The organism is Streptomyces sp. NPDC021356 (assembly GCF_040641015.1).
GTDB lineage: Bacteria > Actinomycetota > Actinomycetes > Streptomycetales > Streptomycetaceae > Streptomyces.
The window spans coordinates 77911-101970 of sequence record NZ_JBFACU010000005.1 but is presented as its reverse complement, the minus strand read 5'-3'; the positions used below and the strand labels follow the sequence as shown (position 1 = coordinate 101970).

Here is a 24060-nt window from a genome sequence, read left to right as displayed (position 1 = left end):
GCTGGGAGGGCCATGGACACCTCCCGGCCGGGCCCCTCCGGCCTCCCCGCGCTCACCCGACCCGACGGCAGCCCCGTGCGGGTCCTGGTCGTCGACGACGATCCCGACCTCGCCGAGGTCCTCTCGGGCGCCCTGCGCTACCAGGGCTGGGAGGTGCGGGCCGCGGGCGACGGCGCGGCGGCGGTCGCCGGGGCCCGCGCGCTGCGCCCCGACGCCGTGGTGCTGGACGTGATGCTCCCCGACACCGACGGCTTCGCCGTGCTGCGGGAGCTGCGCGGGGTACGGCCGGACGTCTGCGTGCTCTTCCTGACCGCGCGGGACGCCGTGGAGGACCGGGTCGCGGGCATCACCGCGGGCGGTGACGACTACGTCACCAAGCCGTTCAGCCTTGAGGAGGTGGTCGCGCGGCTGCGCGGGCTGCTGCGCCGCGCCGGCATGGCCCGGCAGCAGGCGGACGGCCCGCGGCTGACCGTGGGCGACCTGGTCATGGACGAGGACGCCCGCGAGGTCACCCGGGCCGGGGAGCTGATCGAGCTGTCCCCGACCGAGTACGAGCTGCTCCGCTTCCTGATGCACAACCCGCGCCGGGTGCTCAGCAAGCCGCAGATCCTCGACCGCGTGTGGTCCTACGACTTCGGCGGCCAGGCCCACGTGGTCGAGCTGTACATCTCCTACCTGCGCAAGAAGGTGGACGCGGGCCGCGAACCGATGATCCACACGGTGCGCGGGGCCGGGTACGTCCTGAAGCCGGCGACGAGGTGAGCGCGACGCCCGAGCCCCGCGCCCCGGGCGGCGCCCCGCGCGCGGCCGGTCCGCACCGGCGCCACGTCCCGCGCCGGCCGCTTTGGCTGCCGTGGCCGCGTACGCTGCGGGCCCGGCTGACCGCCGGTCTCGTCGTGCTGCTCGCGGTGAGCTGCGCGGCCGTCGGCGTGGCGGCGGTGCTCGAACTGGACGGCTTCCTCACCGGCCGGCTCGACGAGCAGCTGCGCCAGACCGGGACGGGTTTCGCGCAGAGCCTGGAACACGGCACCGGCGGGCTGCCCGGGTCCGAGGACACCGTCAAGCCGTCCGACCACGACGGCGACGAACACGGCGACACCCGCCGTCAGGCCGCCGAGACCTTCGGCGCCCGGCTGGTCGGCGGCCGGATCACCAACGCGGCCGTCGTGCCCTCCCGCTACCACCCGGCCTTCGGCGTCACCTTCACCGCCGCCGACCGCGCGGCCCTGGCGGCCCTCCCGGCGGACCGCACCGGTCGCACGGCACACCTGTCGGCTCTCGGTGACTACCGGCTGGTGGCCTGCCCGGGGCGCGACGGCGACGTTCTCGTCACCGGTCTGCCCATGGAGCCCGTCCGGGCCACGGTCCACCGGCTGGAACTGGTCGCCGGGGGCGTCTTCGGCCTCGCACTCGCCGCCGCGGGGGTCGCGGGGGCCCTGTGGGTGCGCTGGTCGCTGCGACCGCTGAGCCGGGTGGCGGCCACCGCCACCCGCGTCAGCGAGCTGCCGCTGGCCAGCGGCGAGGTGGCGCTGCCGCCGCGCACGGGCGCCACCGATCCGCGCAGCGAGGTCGGCCGGGTCTGGGCAGCCTTCGACCGCATGCTGCACCACGTCGAGGACGCGCTGACCAAGCGGCACGCCAGCGAGGAGCGGCTGCGCCGCTTCGCCGCCGACGCCAGCCACGAGCTGCGCACACCGGTCGCCTCCGTGCGCGGCCACGCCGAGCTGGCGCTGCTGCACCCGGGCCCGGTACCGCCCGAGGTCGCCCGCGCCCTGGAACGCATCGCGGCCGAGTCCGCGCGGATGGGCGAGCTGGTCGACGAGATGCTGCTGCTCGCCCGCCTGGACGCCGGCCGCCCCCTGGAGCGCCGCCCGGTCGACCTCACCCGCCTGGTCCTGGACGCCGTGACGGACGCCCGGGCCGCGGGCCCGGGGCACCACTGGGCGCTGGAGCTGCCCAAGGACCCGGAGACGGTGACCGGCGACGCGCACCGGCTCCACCAGGTGCTGGCCAACCTGCTGGCCAACGCGCGGCAGCACACGCCCGCGGGGACGAAGGTGACGGTGTCCCTGGAGCGGGCCGCGGAGACCGGCGGTGTGTGGGTGCTCCTGCGTGTCCACGACGACGGCCCGGGCGTCCCCGAGGAGGTCCGGCCGGGCGTCTTCGAGCGTTTCACCCGCGCCGACCGCCGCCGCGCCGCTTCCTTCGGCGGCGCCGGGGCGGGCCTCGGGCTGTCGATCGTGGCCGCGGTGGCCGAGGCGCACGGCGGCACGGTGGACGTGGAGAGCCGCGCCGGCTCGACGGCGTTCACGGTCCGGCTGCCCGCGGGCGAGGACGGGGGAGCGGGCGGGGGCGACGGCACGGGCGAGCGCCGGCCGGCCGGCGGGGGCGACGGCTGCCCCGGATGACCGTCCTCCGGGCGGCCGGGCGCGCGGCTCAGACCGGGGACGGCGGCAGCGGCAACGGCAGCCCCGGCAGCCCGTCCAGGCTGGTGGCGATGTGCTCCTTCCTGGTGAAGTACTCGCTCAGCGAGGTGTCGTCCTCCCGGGCGAAGCGCCTGCCGTGCAGGTCGCGGTCCTCCTCGTAGGCCATGAAGGGCACCGCGTAGCCGCAGGTGTCCCGGATCAGCGACGCGTGCACGACGACGACGGCGCGCAGCCCGTGCGCCGCCGGGTCGATGTCGGGGAAACGGGCGAGGAGTTCCGGGAAGCGGGGGTCGTCGCGGAAGACCGGCTCACCCCGGCCGTGCACCCGCACGATGTTGGGCGGGCCCTGGAAGGCGCACCACATCAGGGTGATGCGGCCGTTCTCCCGCAGGTGCGCGACGGTCTCCGCGTTGGACCCGGCGAAGTCCAGGTAGGCCACGGTGTGTTCGTCGAGCACCGCCAGGGAGCCCTTGAGGCCCTTGGGGGAGAGGTTGACGGTGCCGTCGCCGGCGAGCGGCGCGGTCGCGGTGAAGAAGAGGGGCTGTTCCTCGATGAACGTACGCAGCCTGCCGTCTATGCGGTCGTAGGTCTTTCCCATGTCCGCCGATTATCCGCGCAACTCTTTCGACCGTCTAAGGATTTGCGGCCCCGGCGTGCCACTGACGCGTCCCCGGCGCACCACTGGCGCACCCCGGACCGACCGGCGGCACCCCGTCGCTCGATTGACGATCCATGCATAGTTCTGCATACTCATGCATGCCAGCTCGCCGCGCGGCGCGATCCGCGGGCACGGCCCGGCGCGGACCCGGCACGAGTACGGTTCGTACACCCACACCTCCCTAGGAGCAGAGCGAGTGAGCAGCAACAGCGGTGACGTACGGCTCTGGGGCGGCCGTTTCGCCGACGGACCCGCCGAGGCCCTGGCGAAACTGTCCGCGTCCGTCCACTTCGACTGGCGGCTCGCCCCCTACGACATCGCCGGTTCGCGTGCCCACGCGCGCGTGCTGCACCGGGCGGGCCTGCTCACCGAGGACGAGCTGACCCGCATGACCGCCGGGCTCGACCGGCTGGAAGCCGATGTGGCGGACGGCTCCTTCACCGGAACCGTCGCCGACGAGGACGTCCACACCGCCCTGGAGCGCGGCCTGCTGGAGCGCGTCGGCCCCGAGCTGGGCGGCAAACTCCGGGCCGGCCGGTCCCGCAACGACCAGGTCGCCACCCTGTTCCGCATGTACCTGCGCGACCACGCCCGGATCATCGGCGCTCTGATCGCCGACCTCCAGGACGCCCTGATCGGCCTCGCCGAGGCGCACCCGGACGTGGCGATGCCCGGCCGCACCCACCTCCAGCACGCCCAGCCGGTCCTCTTCGCCCACCACGTCCTCGCGCACGTGCAGTCCCTGACCCGGGACGCCGAGCGGCTGCGCCAGTGGGACGAGCGGACCGCCGTGTCGCCCTACGGCTCGGGCGCCCTCGCGGGCTCCTCGCTCGGACTCGACCCGCAGGCGGTCGCCCGCGACCTCGGCTTCGAGCACGGCAGCGTCGCCAACTCCATCGACGGCACCGCCTCCCGGGACTTCGTCGCCGAGTTCGCGTTCGTCACCGCGATGATCGGCGTGAACCTCTCCCGCATCGCCGAGGAGATCATCATCTGGAACACGAAGGAGTTCTCCTTCGTCACCCTGCACGACGCCTTCTCCACCGGCTCGTCGATCATGCCGCAGAAGAAGAACCCGGACATCGCGGAGCTGGCGCGCGGGAAGTCGGGCCGTCTCATCGGCAACCTGACCGGCCTGATGGCGACGCTCAAGGCCCTGCCGCTCGCCTACAACCGCGACCTCCAGGAGGACAAGGAGCCCGTCTTCGACTCCTGCGACCAGCTGGAGATCCTGCTGCCCGCCTTCACCGGCATGATGGCCACCCTCACCGTCCACCGCGAGCGCATGGAGGAACTGGCCCCGGCCGGCTTCTCCCTGGCCACCGACATCGCCGAGTGGCTGGTCAAGCAGGGCGTGCCGTTCCGGGTGGCGCACGAGGTCGCCGGCGAGTGCGTCAAGGCCGCCGAGGCCGAGGGCAAGGAGCTGGACGAGCTGACCGACCAGCAGTTCGCGAAGATCTCCGCCCACCTGACCCCCGAGGTGCGCACGGTGCTCGACGTCCCCGGCGCCCTCGCCTCCCGCAGCGGGCGCGGCGGCACCGCCCCGAGCGCGGTCGCCGTCCAGCTCGCCGAGGTCAAGGCGGACGTCGCCGCCCAGCACGCGTGGGCCGGGGCGAAGAACTGACGTGAGGGCATCGCGGGTTAGGTTGGTCGCGAGCCGACCGAACGGAGCCCGCGATGCCTTTCACCCGACTGGCCGCAGCCACGACCCCCACCTGCCACCTCGGCCTCGGCCTCGCCGCCGTCGGGCGGCCCGGGTACATCAACCTCGGCCGTGACCGCGACCTCGGCGCCGACCGCTCCGTCGACGCCCTGCGGGCCCGTACCCACGAACTCCTGGACGCCGCCTACGCCCAGGGCGTGCGCTACTTCGACGTGGCCCGCTCCTACGGCCGCTCCGAGGAGTTCCTCGCCGGCTGGCTGCGCTCCCGCCCGGAGATCGACGACGTCGTCGTCGGCAGCAAATGGGGCTACACCTACACGGCCGACTGGCGCACCGACGCCGAGCGGCACGAGGTCAAGGACCACGGCCTCGCCACCTACGAGCGCCAGCGCGCCGAGAGCGCCGCACTCCTCGGCGACCGGCTCGACCTCTACCAGATCCACTCGGTGACGCCGGACAGCCCGGCCCTGACCGACAAGGAACTGCACGCCCGGCTCGCCGAGGCAGCCGCCTCCGGCCTGACCGTCGGCTTCTCCACCAGCGGCCCCGCGCAGGCCGACGCGATCCGGGCCGCCCTCGCCGTGACCGTCGACGGCGCGCCCCTCTTCCGTACGGTCCAGTCGACGTACAACGCCCTGGAGACCTCCGCGGGGCCCGCCCTCGCCGAGGCCCGCGACGCCGGCCTCACGGTGATCGTCAAGGAGGGCATGGCCAACGGGCGGCTGGCCGGCCCCGGGGCGCCCGAAGCGCTCAGGGACGTGGCCCGGCAGACGGGGCAGGGCTGCGACGCGGTCGCCCTCGCCCTGATCCTGCGCCGGCCGTGGGCGGGCGTCGTGCTCTCCGGCGCGGCCACCCTCGACCAGCTCGTCTCCAACCTGCACGCCCCGGCCGTGGACCTGGACGAGGAGCAGGTGACCCGCCTCGACACCCTGGCCGAGGAGCCGCGGGCGTACTGGGAGCGGCGCGGGCAGCTGCCCTGGCACTGAGCCGCACCGCAGCTCCGTATCCCCGCAGCTCCGTATCCCCCAGCTCCGTATCTCCGCGCCTCGGCGTCTCCGCGTCTTCGTACCTCCCGCCGTCCCTCTGAGAGGCCCAGCCGCTGAGACGCGTACGCCGCCAATGAGACATGAATGTCTCATTCGGTGTATCCTTGTCTCATGGCTGTCGATCGTGACCACGTGCTGCGCAGCGCAGCCGCCCTGCTGACCCGCAAGTCCACCGCGACGATGGACGAGGTCGCCCGCGCGGCCGGGATCAGCCGGGCCACGCTGCACCGGCACTTCGCCGGGCGGGACGCGCTCGTCCGGGCGCTGGAGGCGCTCGGCATCCAGGAGTGCGAAGCGGCGCTGGCCGCCGCGAGGACGCACGAGGGCCCGGCGCGCGACGCCGTGCACCGGCTGGTGCGCGAGGTCGAGCCCGTCGCCGGCCTGCTGTCGTTCCTCTACACCGAGAACCAGCTGTTCGAGGGCGAGGAGCAGAACACGGGCTGGACGCGGATCGACGAACAGATCGAGGCCCTGTTCCGGCGTGGCCAGCAAGGCGGCGAGTTCCGCATCGACCTCACGCCGGCCTGGCTCACCGAGGCGCTGTACGGCCTGTTGGCCTCCGGCGCCTGGGCCGTGGCCGAGGGCCGAGTGGCCCCCAAGGACTTCACCCACATGATCGTGCAACTGCTGCTCGGCGGCGTCCTGCGCGATGACGTACCACGGAGAGAGGAATCATGACCAGCACCCTGCAGCCCGTCCGGGCGGCGGAGACGGAGAAGCGACCGGGCCGCTGGCTCGCGCTCGGCGTCCTCGTCCTGGCCGTGCTGCTGGTGGCCGTCGACGCGACCGTCCTCGGTCTCGCGACGCCCTACATCAGTGAGGACCTGCGCCCCTCGGGCACCCAGTTGCTGTGGATAGGCGACGTCTACTCGTTCGTCATCGCCGGTCTGCTCGTCTCCATGGGCAGCCTCGGCGACCGCATCGGCCGCAAGCGCATCCTGCTCGGCGGTGCCACCGCGTTCGGCCTGATCTCCGTGCTCAACGCGTACGCGACCTCGCCGGAGATGATGATCCTGGCCCGGGCGCTGCTCGGTGTAGCCGGTGCCACGCTGATGCCGGCCACGCTCGCCCTGATCCGCAACCTCTTCCACGACCCGCGCGAGCGCAGCCTCGCCGTCGGCATCTGGGGCGCGACCGCCTCCGCCGGCATGGCCGTGGGCCCCATCGCGGGCGGGTTCCTGCTCGAACACTTCTGGTGGGGCTCGGTCTTCCTGATCAACCTGCCCGTGATGGCCGTGCTCGTCCTGGTCGGCATCCGGCTGCTGCCCGAGTCCCGCAACCCGAACCCGGGCCCGTGGGACCTCGCCAGTGTCCTGCTGTCGCTGGTCGGCATGATCGCCACCGTGTACGCCGTCAAGGAGGCTGCCGCGCACGGGTTCACCTGGGCGGTCCTGGGCGCGGGCGTCCTGGGCGTGGGCGCGCTGTACGGCTTCGGCCGCCGCCAGCTGACCATGCCGACCCCGCTGCTGGACATGCGGCTCTTCCGCAGCCGCGGCTTCAGCGGTGCCGTCCTCGCCGACCTGCTGACCGTCCTGGGCATGTCGGGCCTCGTCTTCTTCCTCTCCCAGTACCTGCAACTGGTCCAGGGCAGGAGGCCGTTCGAGGCGGGCCTGGCCGAGCTGCCGGCCGCCGTGGGCGCGGTGGCGGCCGGTCTGGTCGCGGGCAGCGCGGCCCGGCGCTTCTCGGTGCGGGCGGTGGTCTCCGGCGGGCTCGCCGCGGTCGGCCTGGCCCTCGCGGCGCTGACCATGCTCAGCGGGGCCACCGGCTACCCGCTGCTGGGCTCGGCCCTGCTGGTGGTCGGCGTCGGCGCCGGACTCTCCTTCACGGTGACCGCCGACGTGATCCTCTCCAGCGTGCCCAAGGACCAGGCGGGCGCCGCCTCCGCGGTCTCGGAGACGGCCTACGAACTCGGCGCCGCCCTGGGTATCGCCCTGCTCGGCTCCATCGTGACCGCCGCCTACCGCGACTTCACCGGCCCGGCCGGCACCCCGCCGCAGGCCCACGAGTCACTGGGTGGCGCGGTGGAGGCGGCGGCGACCCTGCCGGCCCCCACGGCGGACGCCCTGCTCTCCGCGGCCCGCGACGCCTTCGTCCACGGCCTCCACCTGGCCTCGGGCGCCGGCGCGGCAGTCCTCCTGGCAGCGGCGGCAGCGGCGTGGGTCCTGCTGAAGAACCAGAAACTCTGAGACCGAAGGCCCGCAAACTCCGAAACCCCGGTGAGGTGGCGCCCCGCAAGGGGCGCGGGGAACTGCGCGATCAACCACAACGGGCGCCGCACCCGGGAAAGCACAGGAACCCCCACGACGCTCGACCGTCCAACCGCCGCAGGCCTACGCCACCTTCGCCTTGGTGGCGTACATGTCCACGTACTCCTGCCCCGACAACCGCATGACCTCGGTCATCACCGAGTCCGTCACCGCCCGCAGCACGTACCGGTCACGGTCCATGCCCTCGTAGCGCGAGAACTCCATCGGCTCACCGAAGCGCACGGTGACCTTGCCCGGCCGGGGCAGGCCCGCGCCGCCCGGCTGGAGCTTGTCGGTGCCGATCATGGCGAACGGCACGACGGGGGCGCCGGTCATCAGCGTGAGGCGGGCGATGCCGGTGCGTCCCCGGTACAGCCGGCCGTCGGGGGAGCGGGTGCCCTCGGGGTAGATGCCGAAGATCTTGTTCTCCTCCAGGATCCGGCGCCCGGTCATCAGCGCCGCGACACCGCCCCGGCCGCCGTCGCGGTCGACCGGGATCATGCCGACGCCGGTGAAGAACCAGGCCATCAGACGGCCCTTGAACCCCTTGCCGGTGACGTACTCGTCCTTGCCGATGAAGAAGACCTGACGGTCGCAGACCAGCGGAAGGATCATCGAGTCGATGAACGTCAGGTGGTTGCCGGCCAGGATGACCGGCCCGTCGCCGGGAATGCGCTCCGCGCCCTCCACCTGTGGGCGGAACATCAGGCGCATGATCGGACCGAGCACTGCCTTGATGAGCGCGAAGCGGGACAACGGGCCCTCCGGTGTCAAGGGATTCTCTATGAAGTCTGTGCAGGTGAGGACGATACTCGCGGCGCGGCCCCGAATGCACATCGGGCACACGACCTCTTACGTACTGTTGACGTACGTTTACCTGCGCGGGAGACACGTCACGCCCCGGTGAGCCGCACGCAACGGTGTGACACAGGTTACGGGCCGTCACCCGGCCGTACGCCCCGCCGGTACCCCGCGTCACTCCCGCCCGCCATCGCGCCATCCGGCGTCATCCCCCCGTTCTGTACGAGGTCTCCCGGACGTCACCCCGGCCCCCCTACGATCGGCGCGCACCGACGACACGAGAGCAGGAGGCGGGCATGGGGACGCAGCAGCCGCAGAGGCGGGCGCGGGCGGAAGGGTCCGGCGAGCGGACCGGCGGGACCGGACGCCGGGCACTGCTCGGCGCCGCCGTGCTCGGTGCCGGGGGAGCGGTCCTCGCGGCGCCCGGCGCGGCCAGGGCCGCCCAGGGCGGCGCCGCACCGCAGGAGGCCGCACCGCAGGAGGCCGCGCGGGCCGGGGCGGCCGGCCACCGGGGCGGCGGTCTCAGGAGCCTGCCCGTGCCGACGATCATCGGCCACCGGGGCGCCAGCGGCTACCGCCCCGAGCACACCTTCGGCTCCTACGAACTGGCCCTCGACCTCGGCGCGCACGTGGTCGAGGCCGGAGACCTGGTGCCCACCCGCGACGGCCACCTCGTGTGCCGGCACGAGCCGGAGATCGGCGGCACCACGGACGTCGCCGACCACCCCGAGTTCGCCGGCCGCCGGACCACCAAGGTCCTCGACGGGGTGCCCACCACCGGCTGGTTCACCGAGGACTTCACCCTCGCCGAGCTGAAGACGCTGCGCGCGGTCGAACGCATCCCGGCCAACCGCCCGCACAACACCCTCTACGACGGCCGCTGGGAGATCCCCACCTTCGAAGAGGTCCTGAAGTGGCAGGACGAGCAGACCCGCCGCCGGGGCCGGCAGGTGTGGATCTACCCGGAGACCAAGCACCCCACCTACTTCCGAAAGCTGGGCCTCGGCCTGGAGGAGCGGGTGGCGGAGCTGCTGCGCAGGCACGGCAAGGACCGGAAGAACTCGCCGGTCATCCTCCAGTCCTTCGAGCCGACCAGCATCCAGCGGCTGCGCAGGCTCGTGGGCAACCCCCTCGCCGTGCTGCTCTCGGGCGCCGACAGCCGCCCGTACGACTTCGTCGAGGCGGGCGACCCGCGCACGGTCGCCGACCTCGTCACCCCCAGGGGTCTGAAGGAGATCGCCACCTACGCGCAGGGCATCGGCCCGACCGTGGACCTGGTCATCCCCAAGGAGGCGGACGGCAACCTCGGCAGGCCCAGCACGCTGGTGCGCGACGCGCACGCCGCCGGTCTGGTCCTGCACCCCTACACCATGCGCAACGAGAACCCGTTCCTGCCGCCGAAGTTCCGCAAGGGCACCGCCAAGGACGCCTACGGTGACGCCTTCGGCCTCTTCCAGGCCTACTTCGCCACCGGGATCGACGGCATCTTCACCGACAACGCCGACACCGGCCTGCTCGCCCGCGAGGACTTCCTGAGCCGCCGGGCCGTCAACCACTGAACCCGCCCGCCCTCGTCAGGGTGAACCGCGGACCGCCCCGGCAACCCGGCGCCGGGGCGGTCGCGTCGTGCCGCATATGACACACGACCTGCTCACCGCCCTGCGTCCCCTGCTCGTCGCGGAGGCCTCGGCGGAGGCACATGCCGCCGGAACGGAGCCGGGTGACCTGGAACAGGCGGTGTGGCTCCGGCTGCTGGAACGGCTGGAGGCGGACGGCCCGCCGCACGACCCCCAGGGCTGGCTGCGCAGGGCCGTCCGCTCCGAGGCCCGTCGCACCCGACGCACCGTCACCATCGAGCGGCCCTACGGGCTGGAGCCCGCCGACGACAGCGAGCGCGGACCCGAACCCATGGCGCTGGCCGCGGCCCGCGGGCGCGCGCTGCGCGAGGCGGTGGGCCGGCTGCCGGGACGCTGCCCCCGGCTGCTGGAGGCGCTGCTGTCTCCCCGGGACCTCACCTACCGGGAGATCGCGGGGGAGTTGGGTATCTCACAGGGCAGCCTCGGCCCGGAACGCTCCCGATGTCTGGGATGTCTGCGGCGTTTGCTCGCACCGGAGGTTGCGGCCCGCCGACCCCGGGGATAGGAGTGGGGACGACAGATGATCAGGTGAGCGGGGAGCGTGCGCACATGGGCATGAGCGTGACCATCTCGGCGGCGACCGAGCAGGACGCGGAGCAGATCTTCAAGCTGCAGTACCTGTGCTTCCAGAGCGAGGCGGCGCTGTACGGCAACTACCGCATCGACCCGCTCGTCCAGAGCCTCGACTCCCTCCGCCGGGAGGTCGCCGCGGACTGCGTCCACGTGGCCCGGCTCGGCGAGGAGGTGGTGGGCTCGGTACGCGGCAGCACGACGGAGGAAGGAGCCGCCTCCATCGGCAAGCTCTGCGTCCACCCCCGGCTCCAGGGGCACGGCATCGGCGCCCGGCTGCTGCGCGCCGTCGAGGCGGCCCTGGCCGAGGAGCGCGGCGCCACCCGCTTCCGCCTGCACACCGGCCACCGCAGCGAGGGCAACCTGCGCCTGTACCGCCGCGTCGGCTACCGGACGGTGGGCACTTTCGACAGCCCCGACGGCGTACCGATGATCCTCCTGGAGAAGCCGGCCGGCACGTACGTGGCGACCGCGTAGACGCCGGAGACGCGCGCGGGCGGGTGGGCCCGGCGGCAGCTCAGGCGGCCGCCGGCGCCTGCCTGCGGGCCTTGCGCAGCCAGTACAGCGCCGACAGCGGAAGCAGTACGGGGATGAAGACGTACCCCATGCCGTAGTCGGACCAGACGGTCGCGTCCGGGAACGCGGACGGCTCGACGAGCGTCCAGGTCCCGACCGTCAGCACGCCCACCAGCTCGGCGGCGCAGCACACCAGCGCCGCCCTGCGGGCCCGCTCCCCGCCGCGCACCAGCGAGTACGTGATGAAGCCGTAGACCACGCCCGCCACCGCCGAGAGCGAGTAGGCGAGCGGCGCCCGGTCGAAGTCGGTCGCGATCTGGTAGACGGAGCGGGAGACCGCGCCGACGACCATCACGCCGTACAGCCAGACGAGCAGGATGCCCGGTCCGCTGATGAGCCGGGCCTTCGCCGCCCTGGCCGGCTTCTCCTCGACAGTGGCCACCTCAGCCTCCCCAGATGTCGTAGAGCCGCACTTCGAGGACGGCGAGGACGATCCCGCCGGCCGCGACCGTCACCGAACCCCAGCGCGTGCGCTCCGCCAGCGACATGAAGCCGGCCGCCGGGACGCACGCGAATGCGCCCAGCAGGTACGCCACGAAGATCGTCGCCCCCTGGTCCGGCTTCTCGCCCCGCGCCAGCTGCACGAGCCCGATCACGAGCTGGACCAGGGCCAGCACCGTGACCACGGCCATCCCGATGAAGTGCCAGTCCTTCGTCGGCTGGTCACGGTAGGCGGCCCAGCCGCACCAGGCGGCGAGGAGCAACGCGGCGACGCCGGTCACCAGCGTCAGGGCATCAAGCATGCCTGTGACCCTATTACGGGGCGAAGACCCCACCGCGCCCGCCCCGGCGCCGACGCCGGCCGTGCGGCGCGGGGGCCGTGGCGTTGACCACAGCCCGCCCCGCGACCGGCGCCGCGCGCCGCCGTGGCCGCACCCCGCACGCCCCTGTCGCCGCTGGTCAGCGGCGCGGGCGAGGCCGTACCCGGCCGCTGCCGGGAGACGTCCATGAACGTCCACGATGCGGACAGCGGTGCCGGGCCGGCGTCAGGGGTCTGGTTTACTGATCGCATGACCACGACGAGCTGCCGCATCCCTGCGACCGAGGCGATGATGACGCCCGGTGCTCGTTGTATGTGTCCTGTGCGTCGAATGTGCGCCTTCTAGAGGGCCCCTGCACCGTCTGAGCCTCGCGCCCCGAAGCGAGTGCCCGCTCATGTCCGCGCCCGTGTCCGGCCCGTCCGCCGCAGGCGACTGAGCCCCGTGCCCCGCGCGCGCCCCTTCCTTCCGCTCTGGGACGTGCCGCGTTCCGGCCGCACCCGACCATGAACGCCGTGCCCGGCGCCCACGACGCGCCGCGCACTCGACAGTGACGGAAACCCACGTGATCACCACATCGGGCCTCACCAAGGTCTACCGCTCGCGCGGCCGCGAGGTCACCGCCCTCGACGGCGTCGACCTGCACGTCGGCGAAGGCGAGGTGTACGGCGTCATCGGCCAGTCCGGCGCCGGCAAGTCCTCCCTGATCCGCTGCGTCAACCTGCTGGAGCGACCCACCTCGGGCACGGTCAGCGTCGCCGGGCAGGACCTCACCGCCCTCGCCGGGCGCGGGCCCCGGGCCGGCAAGGAGCTGCGGCAGGCGCGCAGCCGGATCGGCATGGTCTTCCAGCACTTCAACCTGCTGTCCACGCGCACGGTCCGGGACAACGTCGAGCTGCCCCTGGAGATCCTCGGCAAGTCGGGGAAGGAACGTTCCCGCAGGGCGCTCGAACTGCTCGACCTGGTCGGCCTCGCCGACAAGGCCGGCGCCTACCCCGCCCAGCTCTCCGGCGGCCAGAAGCAGCGCGTCGGCATCGCCCGCGCCCTGGCCGGCGACCCCAAGGTGCTCCTGTCCGACGAGGCCACCAGCGCGCTCGACCCGGAGACCACCCGCTCCATCCTCCAACTGCTGCGCGACCTGAACCGGCAGCTGGGCCTGACCGTCCTGCTCATCACGCACGAGATGGACGTCGTCAAGTCGATCTGCGACTCCGCCGCGCTCATGGAGCGGGGCCGCATCGTCGAGGCAGGCACGGTGAGCGAACTGCTCGCGACCCCGGGCTCCCAGCTGGCGTCGGCCCTGTTCCCGGTGGGCGGCGACGCCACCGGCGAGGACCGCACCGTCGTGGACGTCACCTTCCACGGCGAGGCGGCCACCCAGCCCGTCATCTCCCAGCTGTCCCGTACCTACAACATCGACATATCGATCCTCGGCGCCGCCATCGACACCGTCGGCGGCCTCCAGGTCGGCCGGATGCGCATCGAACTGCCCGGCCGCTACGAGGACAACGTCGTGCCCGTCGGCTTCCTGCGCGAGCAGGGCCTGCAGATCGACGTCGTCGGCCAGGAGAACCCGCTGGTGAAGGAAGGTGCCCGATGAGCTGGTCCGAGATGCAGCCGCTGCTGTCCCAGGCCTGTTGGGACACCCTCTACATGGTCGGCTGGTCCACCCTGATCGCCGTCGTCGGCGGGCTCCCGCTCGGAGTCCTGCTGGTCCTCACCGACCGGGGCGGCCTGCTCCAGAACGTCCTGGCCAACAAGGTCATCGGCCAGACGGTGAACGTCGCCCGCTCGATGCCGTTCATCATCCTCATGGTCGCCCTGATGAACTTCACCCGCTGGGTGACCGGGACCACCATCGGCCGCGAGGCCGCCATCGTGCCGCTCGCCATCGGCGCCATCCCGTTCTTCGCGCGGCTGGTGGAGACCTCCGTGCGCGAAGTGGACGGCGGGCTCGTCGAGGCCGTGCAGTCCATGGGCGGCAACACCTGGACGGTCGTGCGCAAGGTGCTCGTGCCCGAGTCCCTGCCCTCCCTGATCGCCGGCACCACCACGACCGTCGTCGCCCTCATCGGCTACTCCGCGATGGCCGGCACCGTCGGCGCGGGCGGTCTCGGCGACATCGCCATCCGCTACGGCTACCAGCGCTTCGAGACCCAGCTGATGTGGATCACCGTGGCGATCCTCGCCGTGGTCATCTCGCTCATCCAGTTCGCCGGCGACTTCGCCGCACGCGCCCTGCACCGGCGCGGCGGCCGTTCCGGACCGGCGCCCCGGCTGCGGCTGCTCAAGGCCGACGGCTCCGCGACCACCGACGGTCCCGGGACGGCCGGCGATCCCGCGCCGGCCGACGTGAGCAAGGTGGCCTGACCGGGCGGCCCGGCCCCTCAGCCGCGCCCGCACCCCCGCTCGTACCAGACTCCCCGTTCCCCCCTACGGGGTCGCACCACCCAAGGAAAGGCACTTTTCGTGCGTAACACCGCCAAGATCACCTCTGCCGTCCTGGCCGTCGGAGCCCTCGCCTTCGGGCTCTCCGCCTGCGGCGGCTCCGACTCCGGCAAGAGCGACGCCGACGCCACGCTGACCGTCGCCGCCACCCCCACCCCCCAGGGCGAGATCCTCAGCTACGTCAAGGACCACCTGGCGCAGAAGGCCGGCCTCAAGCTGGAGGTCAGGGAGTTCACCGACTACGTGACCCCCAACACGGCCGTCCAGCAGGGCCAGGTCGACGCCAACTACTTCCAGCACAAGCCGTACCTCGACGACTTCAACAAGAAGAACGGCACCGACATCGTGCCGGTGCCCGGCGGCACCGTGCACCTGGAGCCGCTCGGCGTCTACTCCAAGAGCGTCAAGAAGCTCACGGACCTGAAGAAGGGCGCCACCGTCGCCCTGCCCAACGACACCACCAACGAGGCCCGCGCCCTGAAGCTGCTGGAGGCCAACGGCCTGCTCAAGCTGAAGGCCAGCGTCGGCTACGAGGCCACCCCCAAGGACGTCACCGACAACCCCAAGGGCCTGAAGTTCAAGGAGCTGGAGGCGGCCATCCTGCCGCGCTCCCTCGGTGACGTCGACGCCGCGGTGATCAACGGCAACTACGCCCTGGAGGCCAAGCTCAGCCCCGCCAAGGACGCGCTCGCCGCCGAGTCCGCCAAGGGCAACCCGTACGCCAACTTCCTCGCCGTGAAGAAGGGCAACGAGAACGACCCGCGGGTCGAGAAGCTCGCCAAGCTGCTCACCTCGCCCGAGGTGAAGAAGTTCATCGAGGACAAGTACAACGGAGCCGTCGTACCGGCGTTCTGATCCGCCCGGCGCCGCCGCACCCGGGGTCCGCTTCCGCACAGGGGGCGGACCCCGTGGTGCGCCACGCGGCGCCGATGCTGCATGCTGGGCAGTTCAGCAGGCCCTGACGGTATTTCCGAAGGTTACGGAGCGGCGCCATGACTAGCACCTTCCCCAACATCTCCATCAGCACGGAGCGGTTGGTGCTGCGCCCTCTCGACGAGGACGACGTCCCCGCGCTGGCCGAGATGATGAACGACGAACAGGTCGCGGCCTGGACCGACGTCCCCCAGCCCTTCACCGAGGCAGCCGCCCGCCGCTGGATCGGCGACCACGCCCCCGCCGAGCGCACCGCGGGCCGCGGCCTCGACCTCGCGGTCACCGAGTTCCTCACCCAGCGCCTGGTCGGCATCGTCCAGCTGACCAAGACCAACTGGCACGTCCGCGCCACCGAACTGTCGTACGTCATCGCCCCCTGGGCGCGCGGCGAGGGGTACGCCTCCGAATCCGCCCGGGCCACCGCCCAGTGGCTGTTCGGCGACCAGAAGTTCGAACGCATCGAACTGCGCACCGCGGCCGGCAACACCGCCTCCCAGCAGGTCGCCCAGAAGATCGGCTGCATCAGCGAGGGCGTGCTGCGCAACGCCTGCATAGCCCACGTCCGCGCCGAGGACGGCAGCTGGACCGACGTCCGCACCGACTTCATCGTGTGGAGCCTGCTCCCGGAGGACCTGGAGGGCACCGACGAGGAACTGGCCGACAGCAGCGGTTTCACCTCGTTCACCGACTGGAACTGACCGTTCGGGACCCCGGCGCACCGCTGCCCCACCGCGCGCCCCGCGGCTCCACCAGGTAACCTCACGGAGCCCGCACTCGGGCGTCGCCCCTGACGACCTGCTTCATCCCCCTGGAGACTGACAACGATGGCCGACCGGGTCACGGTGATCGGCTGGGACGGCTCGCCGCTGACCGAAGCGGCGCGCGGCGCCCTCGGCGCCGCCACCCTCGTGGCGGGCGCGGCGCACCACCTCGCACTGCCCGAGGTGCCCCCCGCCGCCGAACGCATCCGCCTCGGCAGCGTCGCCCTCGCCGCCCGGCGCATCGCCGGACACCGCGGCACCGCCGTCGTCATCGCCGACGGCGACCCGGCCTTCTTCGGCGTCGTACGCACCCTGCGCGCGCCCGAGTTCGGCCTGGAGGTCGAGGTCGTCCCCGCCGTCTCCTCCGTCGCCGCCGCCTTCGCCCGCGCCGCAATGCCCTGGGACGACGCCCAAGTGGTCGTCGCCCACAAACGCACCCTGCGACGCGCCGTGAACGTGTGCCGCGCCCACACCAAGGTCGCCGTACTGACCGCGCCCGGCGCCGGACCCGCGGAACTGGGCCTGCTCCTCGACGGCGTCCACCGCACCTTCGTCATCTGCGAGGAACTCGGCACCGAGCGCGAACAGGTCACCGTCGTCACCTCGGACAAGGCCGCCGACCACACCTGGCGCGACCCGAACGTCGTCATCGTCATCGGCGGCAACGGCGGCCGGAACGGCGCGGGCGAGGGCGGCGGCTGGATCGCCGGACGCGACCCGGCCGACGGGCCGCGCGGCTGGACCCAGCCCGCCCAGGCCTACGGCGCACCGCTCGGCGAGGGGGAGGCGGACCTGCTGCGGGCCGCCCAACTCGCCCGCCTGGGCCCGCGCGTCGGAGACCTCGTCTGGGACATCGGCTGCGGCAGCGGCGCGTTCGCCACCGAGGCCGCCCGCGGCGGCGCCGCCGTCATCGCCGTCGACCGCGACCCGCAGGCCTGCGCCCGCACCGAGGCCGCCGCGCGCCGGTTCGGGGTCCAGCTCCAGGTCGTGCACGGCATCGCCCCGCATGTCCTGGAGGACCTGCCCGAACCGGACGTGGTCCGGGTCGGCGGCGGGGGAGCGGCCGTCGTCGAAGCCGTCGCCGACCGGCGCCCGCAGCGCATCGTCGCGCACGCCGCGACCCGCGACGAGGCCGAACGCGTCGGCCGCGGCCTCACCGAGCACGGCTACCGCGTCGAGTGCGCCCTGCTCCAGTCCGTCGAACTCGACACCAGGGCCTGGACGGAGACCGAGCGGAGCGTCGCGTTCCTGCTCAGCGGGGAGATGCCGCGCGGGGAAGCCACGCGCTGAAGGACGGCTGCGGGCCGCCCGGCCGGGCCTTTCGGAGCGCGCCCCGTGATCGGGTTGTCGTACCGCGCGCGGTAGGCTGGCCGATCGTTGTACCGCACTGGGGGTTCCGGAGCTTCGTTCGTCAATGTCCGGAAAACCCGCCCGTTTTGCGGGGGGTGTGGTACGGCAGAACCGGAGGACGCGCAACGTGGCGCAGTCCACAGCGGACCGTGACGGATGACGCTGTCGCGGCGGGCGATCGACCGCCACAATGCCACTCAATGGCTTTGTCGCCTTTTTTGGGCGGGTCGTTCGTGCCGCTGGGCACGGACGCTCGTTCTTCACTGGGGGCGGTCGGTGCGCCGTCCCCGGTGAGCTGGTCGTAGGAGCACTAACCGATGGGCGAGGGGTACGCATGACCGACACCGGCCAGGTCCCGGGCGAGGGACTGCCGGAGAGCGCAGGCATGGTGGAGCAGCCGGGCGTCCCCGCACACGGCGCGTACACCTACCTCTCCGAGTCTCCCGCCGAGGACGAAGACCTGCTGCTGCCGGGCTCCCAGGGAGCATGGGGCAACGAAGTGCCGCCGCCCGCCCCGGAGCCGGTCGTCGAGGCCGTCCACCAGCCGGGCCCGCACGAGACGTCCGGCCGCGACAGCGGCTCCGTCGACCTGACCGGAGTCCTGCACCCCGACCCCACGGCCGGGCCGCCCGCGCCCGCGTCGCCTCCGCGCCGGCCGCTGCACCTCGGTCCGCCGACCCCCGACGCCTCCGCGAGCCCGGTGCGGTCGCTGGCCGACCGCGGCCCGGCGGGCGCGCCGGTCCGCCAGCCCGTACCGGCCGCGACCGGTGCGGCGCCCGAGCACTTCGACGGCCGGCCGGCGGGCGCGCAGGCGGCCGTGCCGCAGCCGCACGGGGCTCCCCAGGGGGCGCCGCAGGGCGCGGCTCCGTGGGGCGCGCAGGCCGTGCCGACCCTCCAGGCGCCCGCGCCCGCTCCCGTGGTCCCGCAGGCGGACGCGCGGGCGACGGCTGCGGAAACGGTTGTTCCGGATGCCGAGCCGGCCGGTGCGGCCCAGGCCGCCGTGGCCCGGATCACGGCCCAGGCGGAGACAGCGGTTCCCGATGCGCAGCACGCCCCCGAGGCCGCGCCCGAGCCGGAGGGCGTCCAGCAGCCCGCGGACGGGCAGGCACCGGAAGGCGCGGACGCCGAGGCGAGCGGGCCGAACGAGCTGCGCGAGGAGAGCGCGGCGAGCCCGGCGGCTGTCGGGACGGCTCCCGCCACGGCTCACCTGCCCGCTTCCGGCGCCGATGGCGTGACCGATTCCGCGCGTCCGGTGACCGGGCAGGCGCCTGAGGACGGCGAGACCGTCGCCGCCGCGCAGGGCTCCGAGGGCGACTCCGAGGCCGTACCGTCCGGTGACGCCGGTGAAGCTGCCCCCGCCGCGGAGACGGGCGGCGCCTTTGAAGCGGTCGCGACGGCCGAAGCCGCGTCCACGCCTGTGCCCGGGGCTCCCGCTCCGCAAGTGGCACCCGCTGCCGACGAGGTCCAGGCCACGGAGGCCGACCAGGCTCCGCAAGCGACGGCACCTGTGGAGGGCGAGGCCCCCGAGGGCGAGGCCGCTGCGGAGAACGGCCACGCCGTGGAGGCCGTGGCGGCCGCCCAAGCTCCGCATGTGCCGGAGGCTGCCCAGGTCCCCGGTACGGACGGTCTCCCGCAGGCCGTCCAGCACGGCGTCGCCGACGGGACTCCCGCCGCGGCGCAGGCTCCTGTCGCCGAGGAGGCGGCCGTCCCCGAGGAGACCGCGCCCGCCGAGGAGCCCTCCGCGTCCCAGCAGGCCGCCGAGGGCCCGCAGACACCGCAGGGCTCCACGCCGGTTCCGGCGGCCCCGCAGGAGACCGCTGACCCGCAGACGCAGACCCCCGGCGCCCCCGGCGTGGTCGAGGCGGTCGAGGCAGAGGCCGCGCCCGGCGAGTCGGAGGTGGCGGCGCCCCTGCCCGACGCAGCCGCCCAGGACGAGGCCCCGACCGGTGAGGCACCGGCGCAGGCACAGGCCGCTCAGCAGGAAGAAGCCGTGTCGGTCCCCGTGCAGCCCGTCGCCGAGGCGGTCACCCCGCCGACCGCACCAGGTACCCCGCACCCCACCCAGGCCGCCGAGGCGCCCCCGGCTCCGGGAACGCCCGAAGCGCCTCACGGGTCAGAAGCGCCCGACGCACCGAACGCGCCCGAAGCACCGGACGCGCCCGACGCACCGAACGCGCCCGAAGCAGCCGATGCCCTGCCCCCGGCCGATGCCCCGCAAACGCCCCCGGCTCCGGACCCCGCCGACGCCCCCGCAGAGGTTCCCACCGAGGGCTCAGCCCCCGTCGGAGACCCGATCGCCGCCTCGGCGGTCGCCCCCGGTGCGGCAGCGCCCCAGCCCGCCGAGGCCCCCGAACAGCTCCAGCCCGCCGACCCGATCGCCGCCCCGGCGGCCGACGCGCCCGTGGGGCAGTTCCTACCGGTCGAGGGAACGGTGCCGACCGCCCCCCACCTGTCCCCGACCCCGCCGCACCCGCTCGTCGTCCCGCAGGGCCGGCCCTTGGCCCAGCACGCTCAGACGGACCAGCACGCCCAGACGGACCAGCAGGCGCACCAGCAGCCCACCGCCGAGGCCCCGCAGGAGTCCGAGGACCAGCAGCCCCAGGACCAGCAGCCCCAGGACCAGCAGCCCCAGGACCAGCAGCCCCAGGACCAGCAGCCCCACGGGCCCCAGGAGTTCCAGGAGCCGCAGGAGCCCGCGATCGCCGTCCCGGCGCCCCGCGCGGGCGACGCCGTCCCCGCCGCGCCCGACGAGCCGGACCCCGATGTGGTCCAGCGGGCGGACGACCTGGACACACGGGTAGCCGGCCAGGAAGGCTCCGAGGTGGAGTACCCGGAGGAGCCCCAGGAGGGGAACGCGTCCGCCGTGGCCGAGGCACCGCTGCCCACGGGCCCCGCCGCGCCCGGCTACGACGAGGCCGAGCGCGAGGCCGTGCTCAAGGTGATGCGCGAGCGCCGCGACATCCGCAACGGCTTCCGCAGCGACCCCATCCCGCACGAGGTGCTGCTGCGCGTCCTGGAGGCGGCCCACACCGCCCCCAGCGTCGGTCACTCCCAGCCCTGGGACTTCGTCGTCATCCGCTCCGCCGACACCCGCCGGGCGATGCACGAACTGGCCATGCGGCAGCGCGACGCGTATGCCAAGTCGCTGCCGAAGGGCCGCGCCAAGCAGTTCAAGGAACTGAAGATCGAGGCCATCCTCGACACCCCGGTGAACATCGTCGTCACCGCCGACCCGACCCGCGGCGGCCGGCACACCCTCGGCCGGCACACTCAGCCGCAGATGGCTCCGTACTCCGCCGCGCTCGCCGTCGAGAACCTGTGGCTCGCCGCCCGCGCCGAGGGCCTCGGCGTCGGCTGGGTCAGCTTCTTCGACGAGCGGGAGATGGTCCGCGCCCTCGGTCTGCCCGAGCACCTGGAGATCATCGCGTACCTGTGCGTCGGGTACGTCGACGAGTTCCCGGACGAGCCCGAGCTGATGCAGGCCGGCTGGTCCAAGCGCCGCCCGCTGTCCTGGGTGGTCCACGAGGAGACGTACGGCCGTCGCGCCCTTCCCGGCGAGGACCCGCACGACCTGCTCGCCGAGACCGTCGCCGGGATCCGCCCGCTGGACGCCAAGGCGCTCGGCGAGGCCTGGGAGCGGCAGAAGCGGATGACCAAGCCGGCCGGTGCCCTCGGCATGCTGGAGATCATCTCCGCGCAGCTGTCGGGCCTGTCCCGGCAGTGCCCGCCGCCGATCCCGGAGCCCGCGGCCGTGGCGATCTTCGCCGGTGACCACGGCGTGCACGCCCAGGGCGTCACTCCCTGGCCGCAGGAGGTCACCGCCCAGATGGTGGCCAACTTCCTGGGCGGGGGAGCGGTCTGCAACGCCTTCGCGAGCCAGGTGGGCGCCGAGGTCTGCATCGTCGACGTGGGCGTGGCCGCCGACCTCCCGGCCACCCCGGGCCTGCTGCCCCGCAAGATCCGCGCCGGCACGTCCGACATGACCACCGGTCCCGCGATGACCCGCGAAGAGGCCAAGCAGGCCATCGAGGTCGGCATCGAGACCGCCCGCGACCTGGTGGCGGCCGGGAACAAGGCACTGCTCACCGGCGAGATGGGCATCGCCAACACCACCGCGTCCGCGGCTCTCATCTCCGTCTACACCGGCGCCGACCCGGCCGAGGTCACCGGCCGGGGCACCGGTATCAACGACGAGACGCTGGCCCGCAAGACCGAGGTGGTCCGCCGCGCCCTCGACGTGCACCGGCCCGACCCCGCCGACCCCATCGGCGTGCTCGCCGCGGTCGGCGGGTTCGAGCACGCGGCCATGGTCGGTCTGCTCCTCGGCGGCGCGTCGCTGCGTACGCCGGTGATCCTGGACGGCGTCAGCGCCGGCGCCGCGGCGCTGGTGGCCCGCGCGATCGCCCCGGAGGTCCTGGCCGCCTGCATCGCCGGGCACCGCAGCGCCGAACCGGGCCACGTCGCCGCGCTCAACAAGCTCGGCCTGCGCCCCCTGGTCGACCTCGACCTGCGCCTCGGCGAGGGTACGGGCGCGCTGCTCGCCCTGCCGCTGGTGCAGAGCACGGCACGCGCGATGCACGAGGTGGCGACGTTCGACTCGGCGGGCGTCACCGAGAAGTGACGGGTACGGCCGGGGCCGGGACGGGCGCCTCCTGCGCGCCCCCCGGCCCCGCCGTACCCTGAACCCACGTCTAAAATCCGCACGTCAGGGCCGCTCCGGAGCCGCAGCGCCCGCTCAGTACCCCTCAGTACGCTTCGACTGCTTCGATCGCTTCCCCACGCCGCGCACCGCCGCCGCGACCGCCGCCCGGACGAGGAGCCGCACACCCATGGCCGAACACCCCGCCTACCCCGTAGGCCTCCGCCTGACCGGCCGTCGTGTGGTCGTTCTCGGCGGCGGCCAGGTCGCCCAGCGCCGCCTGCCGGCGCTCATCGCGGCCGGCGCGGACATCGTCCTCGTCTCGCCCGAGGCCACGGCCTCCGTCGAGGCCATGGCGGACGCCGGTGAGATCGCCTGGCAGCGGCGGCCGTACCGGGACGGCGACCTCGCGGACGCCTGGTACGCACTGATCGCCACCGGCGACCACGACGCCAACACCCGGGCCTCCGCCGAGGGCGAGCGCCGGCGCGTGTGGTGTGTGCGCGCCGACGACGCCGACGAGGCGACGGCCTGGACCCCGGCCACCGGCCACAGCGCGGGCGTCACCGTCGCCGTGCTCACCACCAGCGCGAGCGATCGCGACCCCCGCCACACCGCCGCCGTCCGTGACGCGGTCGTCGAGGGCCTGCGCGACGGCACGCTCGTCGCCCCCCACCACCGCAACCGCACCCCCGGCGTCGCCCTGGTCGGCGGCGGCCCCGGCGACCCGGACCTGATCACGGTCCGCGGGCGCCGCCTCCTCGCCGCGGCGGACGTCGTCATCGCCGACCGGCTCGGCCCGCGCGACCTGCTCGCCGAACTCCCGCCGCACGTCGAGGTGATCGACGCCGCGAAGATCCCCTACGGCCGTTCCATGGCCCAGGAGGCCATCAACAACGCGCTCGTCGAGCACGCCAAGCAGGGCAAGGCGGTGGTGCGGCTCAAGGGCGGCGACCCCTACGTCTTCGGCCGCGGCATGGAAGAGGTGCAGGCGCTCGCCGAGGCGGGCATCCCGTGCACGGTGGTGCCCGGCATCTCCAGCTCCATCTCCGTACCGAGCGCCGCTGGCATCCCGGTCACCCACCGCGGAGTCGCCCACGAGTTCACGGTGGTCAGCGGCCATGTGGCCCCCGACGACGAACGTTCCCTGGTCGACTGGCCCAGCCTGGCGAAGCTGACCGGCACGCTCGTCATCCTCATGGGCGTCGACAAGATAGGCCAGATCGCCGAGGCGCTGGTGGCCCACGGCAAGTCCCCGGACACCCCGGTCGCCCTGGTCCAGGAGGGCACGACGGCCGCACAGCGCCGTGTCGACGCCACCCTGGCGACCGTCGCCGAGACCGTGCGCGCCCAGCAGGTGAAGCCGCCGGCCGTCATCGTCGTCGGCCCGGTCGTCGCCGTGGGCCCCCGCCCGGCCTGATCCGGGCCGCCCGCAGCAGAAGCCCCGCCGACGGGAACCCACTGACGGGAACCCACCGCACCAGGAACCCACCGCACCAGGGATCCTCCGCACCAGGAATCCTCCGCACCAGACAAGGCAGTATCTTC

Annotated in this window: 20 protein-coding genes; 16 read left to right on the top strand and 4 right to left on the bottom strand. The window is 73.6% G+C overall.

The window, feature by feature from the left end:
* Window positions 1-12: 12 nt before the first annotated feature.
* Both AB0G56_RS08260 and AB0G56_RS08255 read left to right on the top strand, forming a co-directional pair.
* Window positions 13-762, top strand: a complete 750-nt coding sequence (locus tag AB0G56_RS08260) for a response regulator transcription factor (protein WP_360965481.1) — start codon at window positions 13-15, stop codon at window positions 760-762.
* An 86-nt stretch (window positions 763-848) separates the two neighbouring features.
* Window positions 849-2408: a HAMP domain-containing sensor histidine kinase gene (locus tag AB0G56_RS08255; protein WP_360966040.1), complete on the top strand. Its 1560-nt coding sequence runs from the start codon at window positions 849-851 to the stop codon at window positions 2406-2408.
* Window positions 2409-2436: 28 nt separating this feature from the next.
* Here AB0G56_RS08255 and AB0G56_RS08250 read toward each other — a convergent pair whose 3' ends face one another.
* On the bottom strand, window positions 2437-3024 hold the full coding sequence (locus AB0G56_RS08250; protein WP_360965478.1) for a pyridoxamine 5'-phosphate oxidase family protein: 588 nt from the start codon (window positions 3022-3024) through the stop codon (window positions 2437-2439).
* Window positions 3025-3280: 256 nt separating this feature from the next.
* Here AB0G56_RS08250 and argH point away from each other — a divergent pair, with 256 nt between their 5' ends.
* The 4 genes from argH to AB0G56_RS08230 all read left to right on the top strand — a co-directional run bounded on the left by argH (window position 3281) and on the right by AB0G56_RS08230 (window position 7979).
* The gene (argH, locus tag AB0G56_RS08245; protein ID WP_360965475.1) at window positions 3281-4708 is read left to right on the top strand and encodes an argininosuccinate lyase; all 1428 of its coding nucleotides are present in this window, start codon (window positions 3281-3283) and stop codon (window positions 4706-4708) included.
* A 53-nt stretch (window positions 4709-4761) separates the two neighbouring features.
* Window positions 4762-5733 (top strand): aldo/keto reductase, encoded by a 972-nt coding sequence (locus tag AB0G56_RS08240; RefSeq protein ID WP_360965472.1) that lies wholly within the window; start codon window positions 4762-4764, stop codon window positions 5731-5733.
* 171 nt (window positions 5734-5904) lie between these two features.
* Window positions 5905-6471, top strand: coding sequence for a helix-turn-helix domain-containing protein (locus tag AB0G56_RS08235; protein WP_360965469.1), 567 nt, complete (start codon window positions 5905-5907; stop codon window positions 6469-6471).
* Window positions 6468-7979 (top strand): MFS transporter, encoded by a 1512-nt coding sequence (locus AB0G56_RS08230; RefSeq protein ID WP_360965467.1) that lies wholly within the window; start codon window positions 6468-6470, stop codon window positions 7977-7979. The genes AB0G56_RS08235 and AB0G56_RS08230 overlap by 4 nt, the downstream gene beginning before the upstream one ends.
* 144 nt (window positions 7980-8123) lie before the next feature.
* On the opposite strand, the gene AB0G56_RS08225 is transcribed toward AB0G56_RS08230, so the two are convergent.
* Window positions 8124-8876, bottom strand: coding sequence for a lysophospholipid acyltransferase family protein (locus AB0G56_RS08225; protein WP_360965464.1), 753 nt, complete (start codon window positions 8874-8876; stop codon window positions 8124-8126).
* Window positions 8877-9136: 260 nt separating this feature from the next.
* On the opposite strand from AB0G56_RS08225, the gene AB0G56_RS08220 reads away from it, so the two are divergent.
* The 3 genes from AB0G56_RS08220 to AB0G56_RS08210 all read left to right on the top strand — a co-directional run bounded on the left by AB0G56_RS08220 (window position 9137) and on the right by AB0G56_RS08210 (window position 11524).
* On the top strand, window positions 9137-10399 hold the full coding sequence (locus AB0G56_RS08220) for a glycerophosphodiester phosphodiesterase (protein ID WP_360965461.1): 1263 nt from the start codon (window positions 9137-9139) through the stop codon (window positions 10397-10399).
* Between the two features lie 76 nt (window positions 10400-10475).
* Window positions 10476-10982 (top strand): sigma-70 family RNA polymerase sigma factor, encoded by a 507-nt coding sequence (locus AB0G56_RS08215; protein WP_360965459.1) that lies wholly within the window; start codon window positions 10476-10478, stop codon window positions 10980-10982.
* A 44-nt stretch (window positions 10983-11026) separates the two neighbouring features.
* Window positions 11027-11524 (top strand): GNAT family N-acetyltransferase, encoded by a 498-nt coding sequence (locus tag AB0G56_RS08210; RefSeq protein WP_360965456.1) that lies wholly within the window; start codon window positions 11027-11029, stop codon window positions 11522-11524.
* A 40-nt stretch (window positions 11525-11564) separates the two neighbouring features.
* Here AB0G56_RS08210 and AB0G56_RS08205 read toward each other — a convergent pair whose 3' ends face one another.
* Window positions 11565-12005 carry a hypothetical protein gene (locus AB0G56_RS08205; protein WP_360965453.1) on the bottom strand — a complete coding sequence of 147 codons (441 nt, stop codon included), beginning with the start codon at window positions 12003-12005 and terminating at the stop codon, window positions 11565-11567.
* 1 nt (window position 12006) lies between these two features.
* Window positions 12007-12366, bottom strand: coding sequence for a hypothetical protein (locus tag AB0G56_RS08200; protein ID WP_360965450.1), 360 nt, complete (start codon window positions 12364-12366; stop codon window positions 12007-12009).
* Between the two features lie 580 nt (window positions 12367-12946).
* On the opposite strand from AB0G56_RS08200, the gene AB0G56_RS08195 reads away from it, so the two are divergent.
* The 7 genes from AB0G56_RS08195 (at window position 12947) to cobA (ending at window position 23932) form a co-directional block, all read left to right on the top strand.
* A complete protein-coding gene (locus AB0G56_RS08195) occupies window positions 12947-13981 on the top strand; it encodes an ATP-binding cassette domain-containing protein (protein ID WP_360965448.1) in 1035 nt (344 codons plus the stop codon).
* The gene (locus tag AB0G56_RS08190) at window positions 13978-14751 is read left to right on the top strand and encodes a methionine ABC transporter permease (RefSeq protein ID WP_360965445.1); all 774 of its coding nucleotides are present in this window, start codon (window positions 13978-13980) and stop codon (window positions 14749-14751) included. Before AB0G56_RS08195 ends, AB0G56_RS08190 begins: the two co-directional genes overlap by 4 nt.
* Before the next feature lie 99 nt (window positions 14752-14850).
* Entirely contained in the window at window positions 14851-15684 is an 834-nt protein-coding gene (locus tag AB0G56_RS08185; protein ID WP_360965442.1) for a MetQ/NlpA family ABC transporter substrate-binding protein, read from the top strand.
* A gap of 137 nt (window positions 15685-15821) precedes the next feature.
* Entirely contained in the window at window positions 15822-16460 is a 639-nt protein-coding gene (locus tag AB0G56_RS08180) for a GNAT family N-acetyltransferase (protein WP_360965438.1), read from the top strand.
* 126 nt (window positions 16461-16586) lie between these two features.
* Window positions 16587-17813 carry a precorrin-6y C5,15-methyltransferase (decarboxylating) subunit CbiE gene (cbiE, locus tag AB0G56_RS08175; RefSeq protein ID WP_360965436.1) on the top strand — a complete coding sequence of 409 codons (1227 nt, stop codon included), beginning with the start codon at window positions 16587-16589 and terminating at the stop codon, window positions 17811-17813.
* 394 nt (window positions 17814-18207) lie between these two features.
* Complete coding sequence (gene cobT / locus AB0G56_RS08170; protein ID WP_360965433.1) at window positions 18208-22494, top strand: nicotinate-nucleotide--dimethylbenzimidazole phosphoribosyltransferase; 4287 nt, start codon at window positions 18208-18210, stop codon at window positions 22492-22494.
* Window positions 22495-22702: 208 nt separating this feature from the next.
* The gene (gene cobA / locus AB0G56_RS08165; protein ID WP_360965430.1) at window positions 22703-23932 is read left to right on the top strand and encodes a uroporphyrinogen-III C-methyltransferase; all 1230 of its coding nucleotides are present in this window, start codon (window positions 22703-22705) and stop codon (window positions 23930-23932) included.
* The last annotated feature ends 128 nt before the right edge of the window (window positions 23933-24060 follow it).

Coding starts and splice junctions, on each gene's coding strand:
- AB0G56_RS08210 (WP_360965456.1), top strand. CDS start 11,027: ATGGGCATGAGCGTGACCATCTCGGCGGCGACCGAGCAGGACGCGGAG.
- AB0G56_RS08215 (WP_360965459.1), top strand. CDS start 10,476: ATGACACACGACCTGCTCACCGCCCTGCGTCCCCTGCTCGTCGCGGAG.
- AB0G56_RS08190 (WP_360965445.1), top strand. CDS start 13,978: ATGAGCTGGTCCGAGATGCAGCCGCTGCTGTCCCAGGCCTGTTGGGAC.
- AB0G56_RS08180 (WP_360965438.1), top strand. CDS start 15,822: ATGACTAGCACCTTCCCCAACATCTCCATCAGCACGGAGCGGTTGGTG.
- AB0G56_RS08220 (WP_360965461.1), top strand. CDS start 9,137: ATGGGGACGCAGCAGCCGCAGAGGCGGGCGCGGGCGGAAGGGTCCGGC.
- AB0G56_RS08200 (WP_360965450.1), bottom strand. CDS start 12,366: ATGCTTGATGCCCTGACGCTGGTGACCGGCGTCGCCGCGTTGCTCCTC.
- AB0G56_RS08235 (WP_360965469.1), top strand. CDS start 5,905: ATGGCTGTCGATCGTGACCACGTGCTGCGCAGCGCAGCCGCCCTGCTG.
- AB0G56_RS08250 (WP_360965478.1), bottom strand. CDS start 3,024: ATGGGAAAGACCTACGACCGCATAGACGGCAGGCTGCGTACGTTCATC.
- AB0G56_RS08225 (WP_360965464.1), bottom strand. CDS start 8,876: ATGTGCATTCGGGGCCGCGCCGCGAGTATCGTCCTCACCTGCACAGAC.
- cobA (WP_360965430.1), top strand. CDS start 22,703: ATGGCCGAACACCCCGCCTACCCCGTAGGCCTCCGCCTGACCGGCCGT.
- AB0G56_RS08240 (WP_360965472.1), top strand. CDS start 4,762: ATGCCTTTCACCCGACTGGCCGCAGCCACGACCCCCACCTGCCACCTC.
- cobT (WP_360965433.1), top strand. CDS start 18,208: ATGACCGACACCGGCCAGGTCCCGGGCGAGGGACTGCCGGAGAGCGCA.
- AB0G56_RS08260 (WP_360965481.1), top strand. CDS start 13: ATGGACACCTCCCGGCCGGGCCCCTCCGGCCTCCCCGCGCTCACCCGA.
- cbiE (WP_360965436.1), top strand. CDS start 16,587: ATGGCCGACCGGGTCACGGTGATCGGCTGGGACGGCTCGCCGCTGACC.
- AB0G56_RS08230 (WP_360965467.1), top strand. CDS start 6,468: ATGACCAGCACCCTGCAGCCCGTCCGGGCGGCGGAGACGGAGAAGCGA.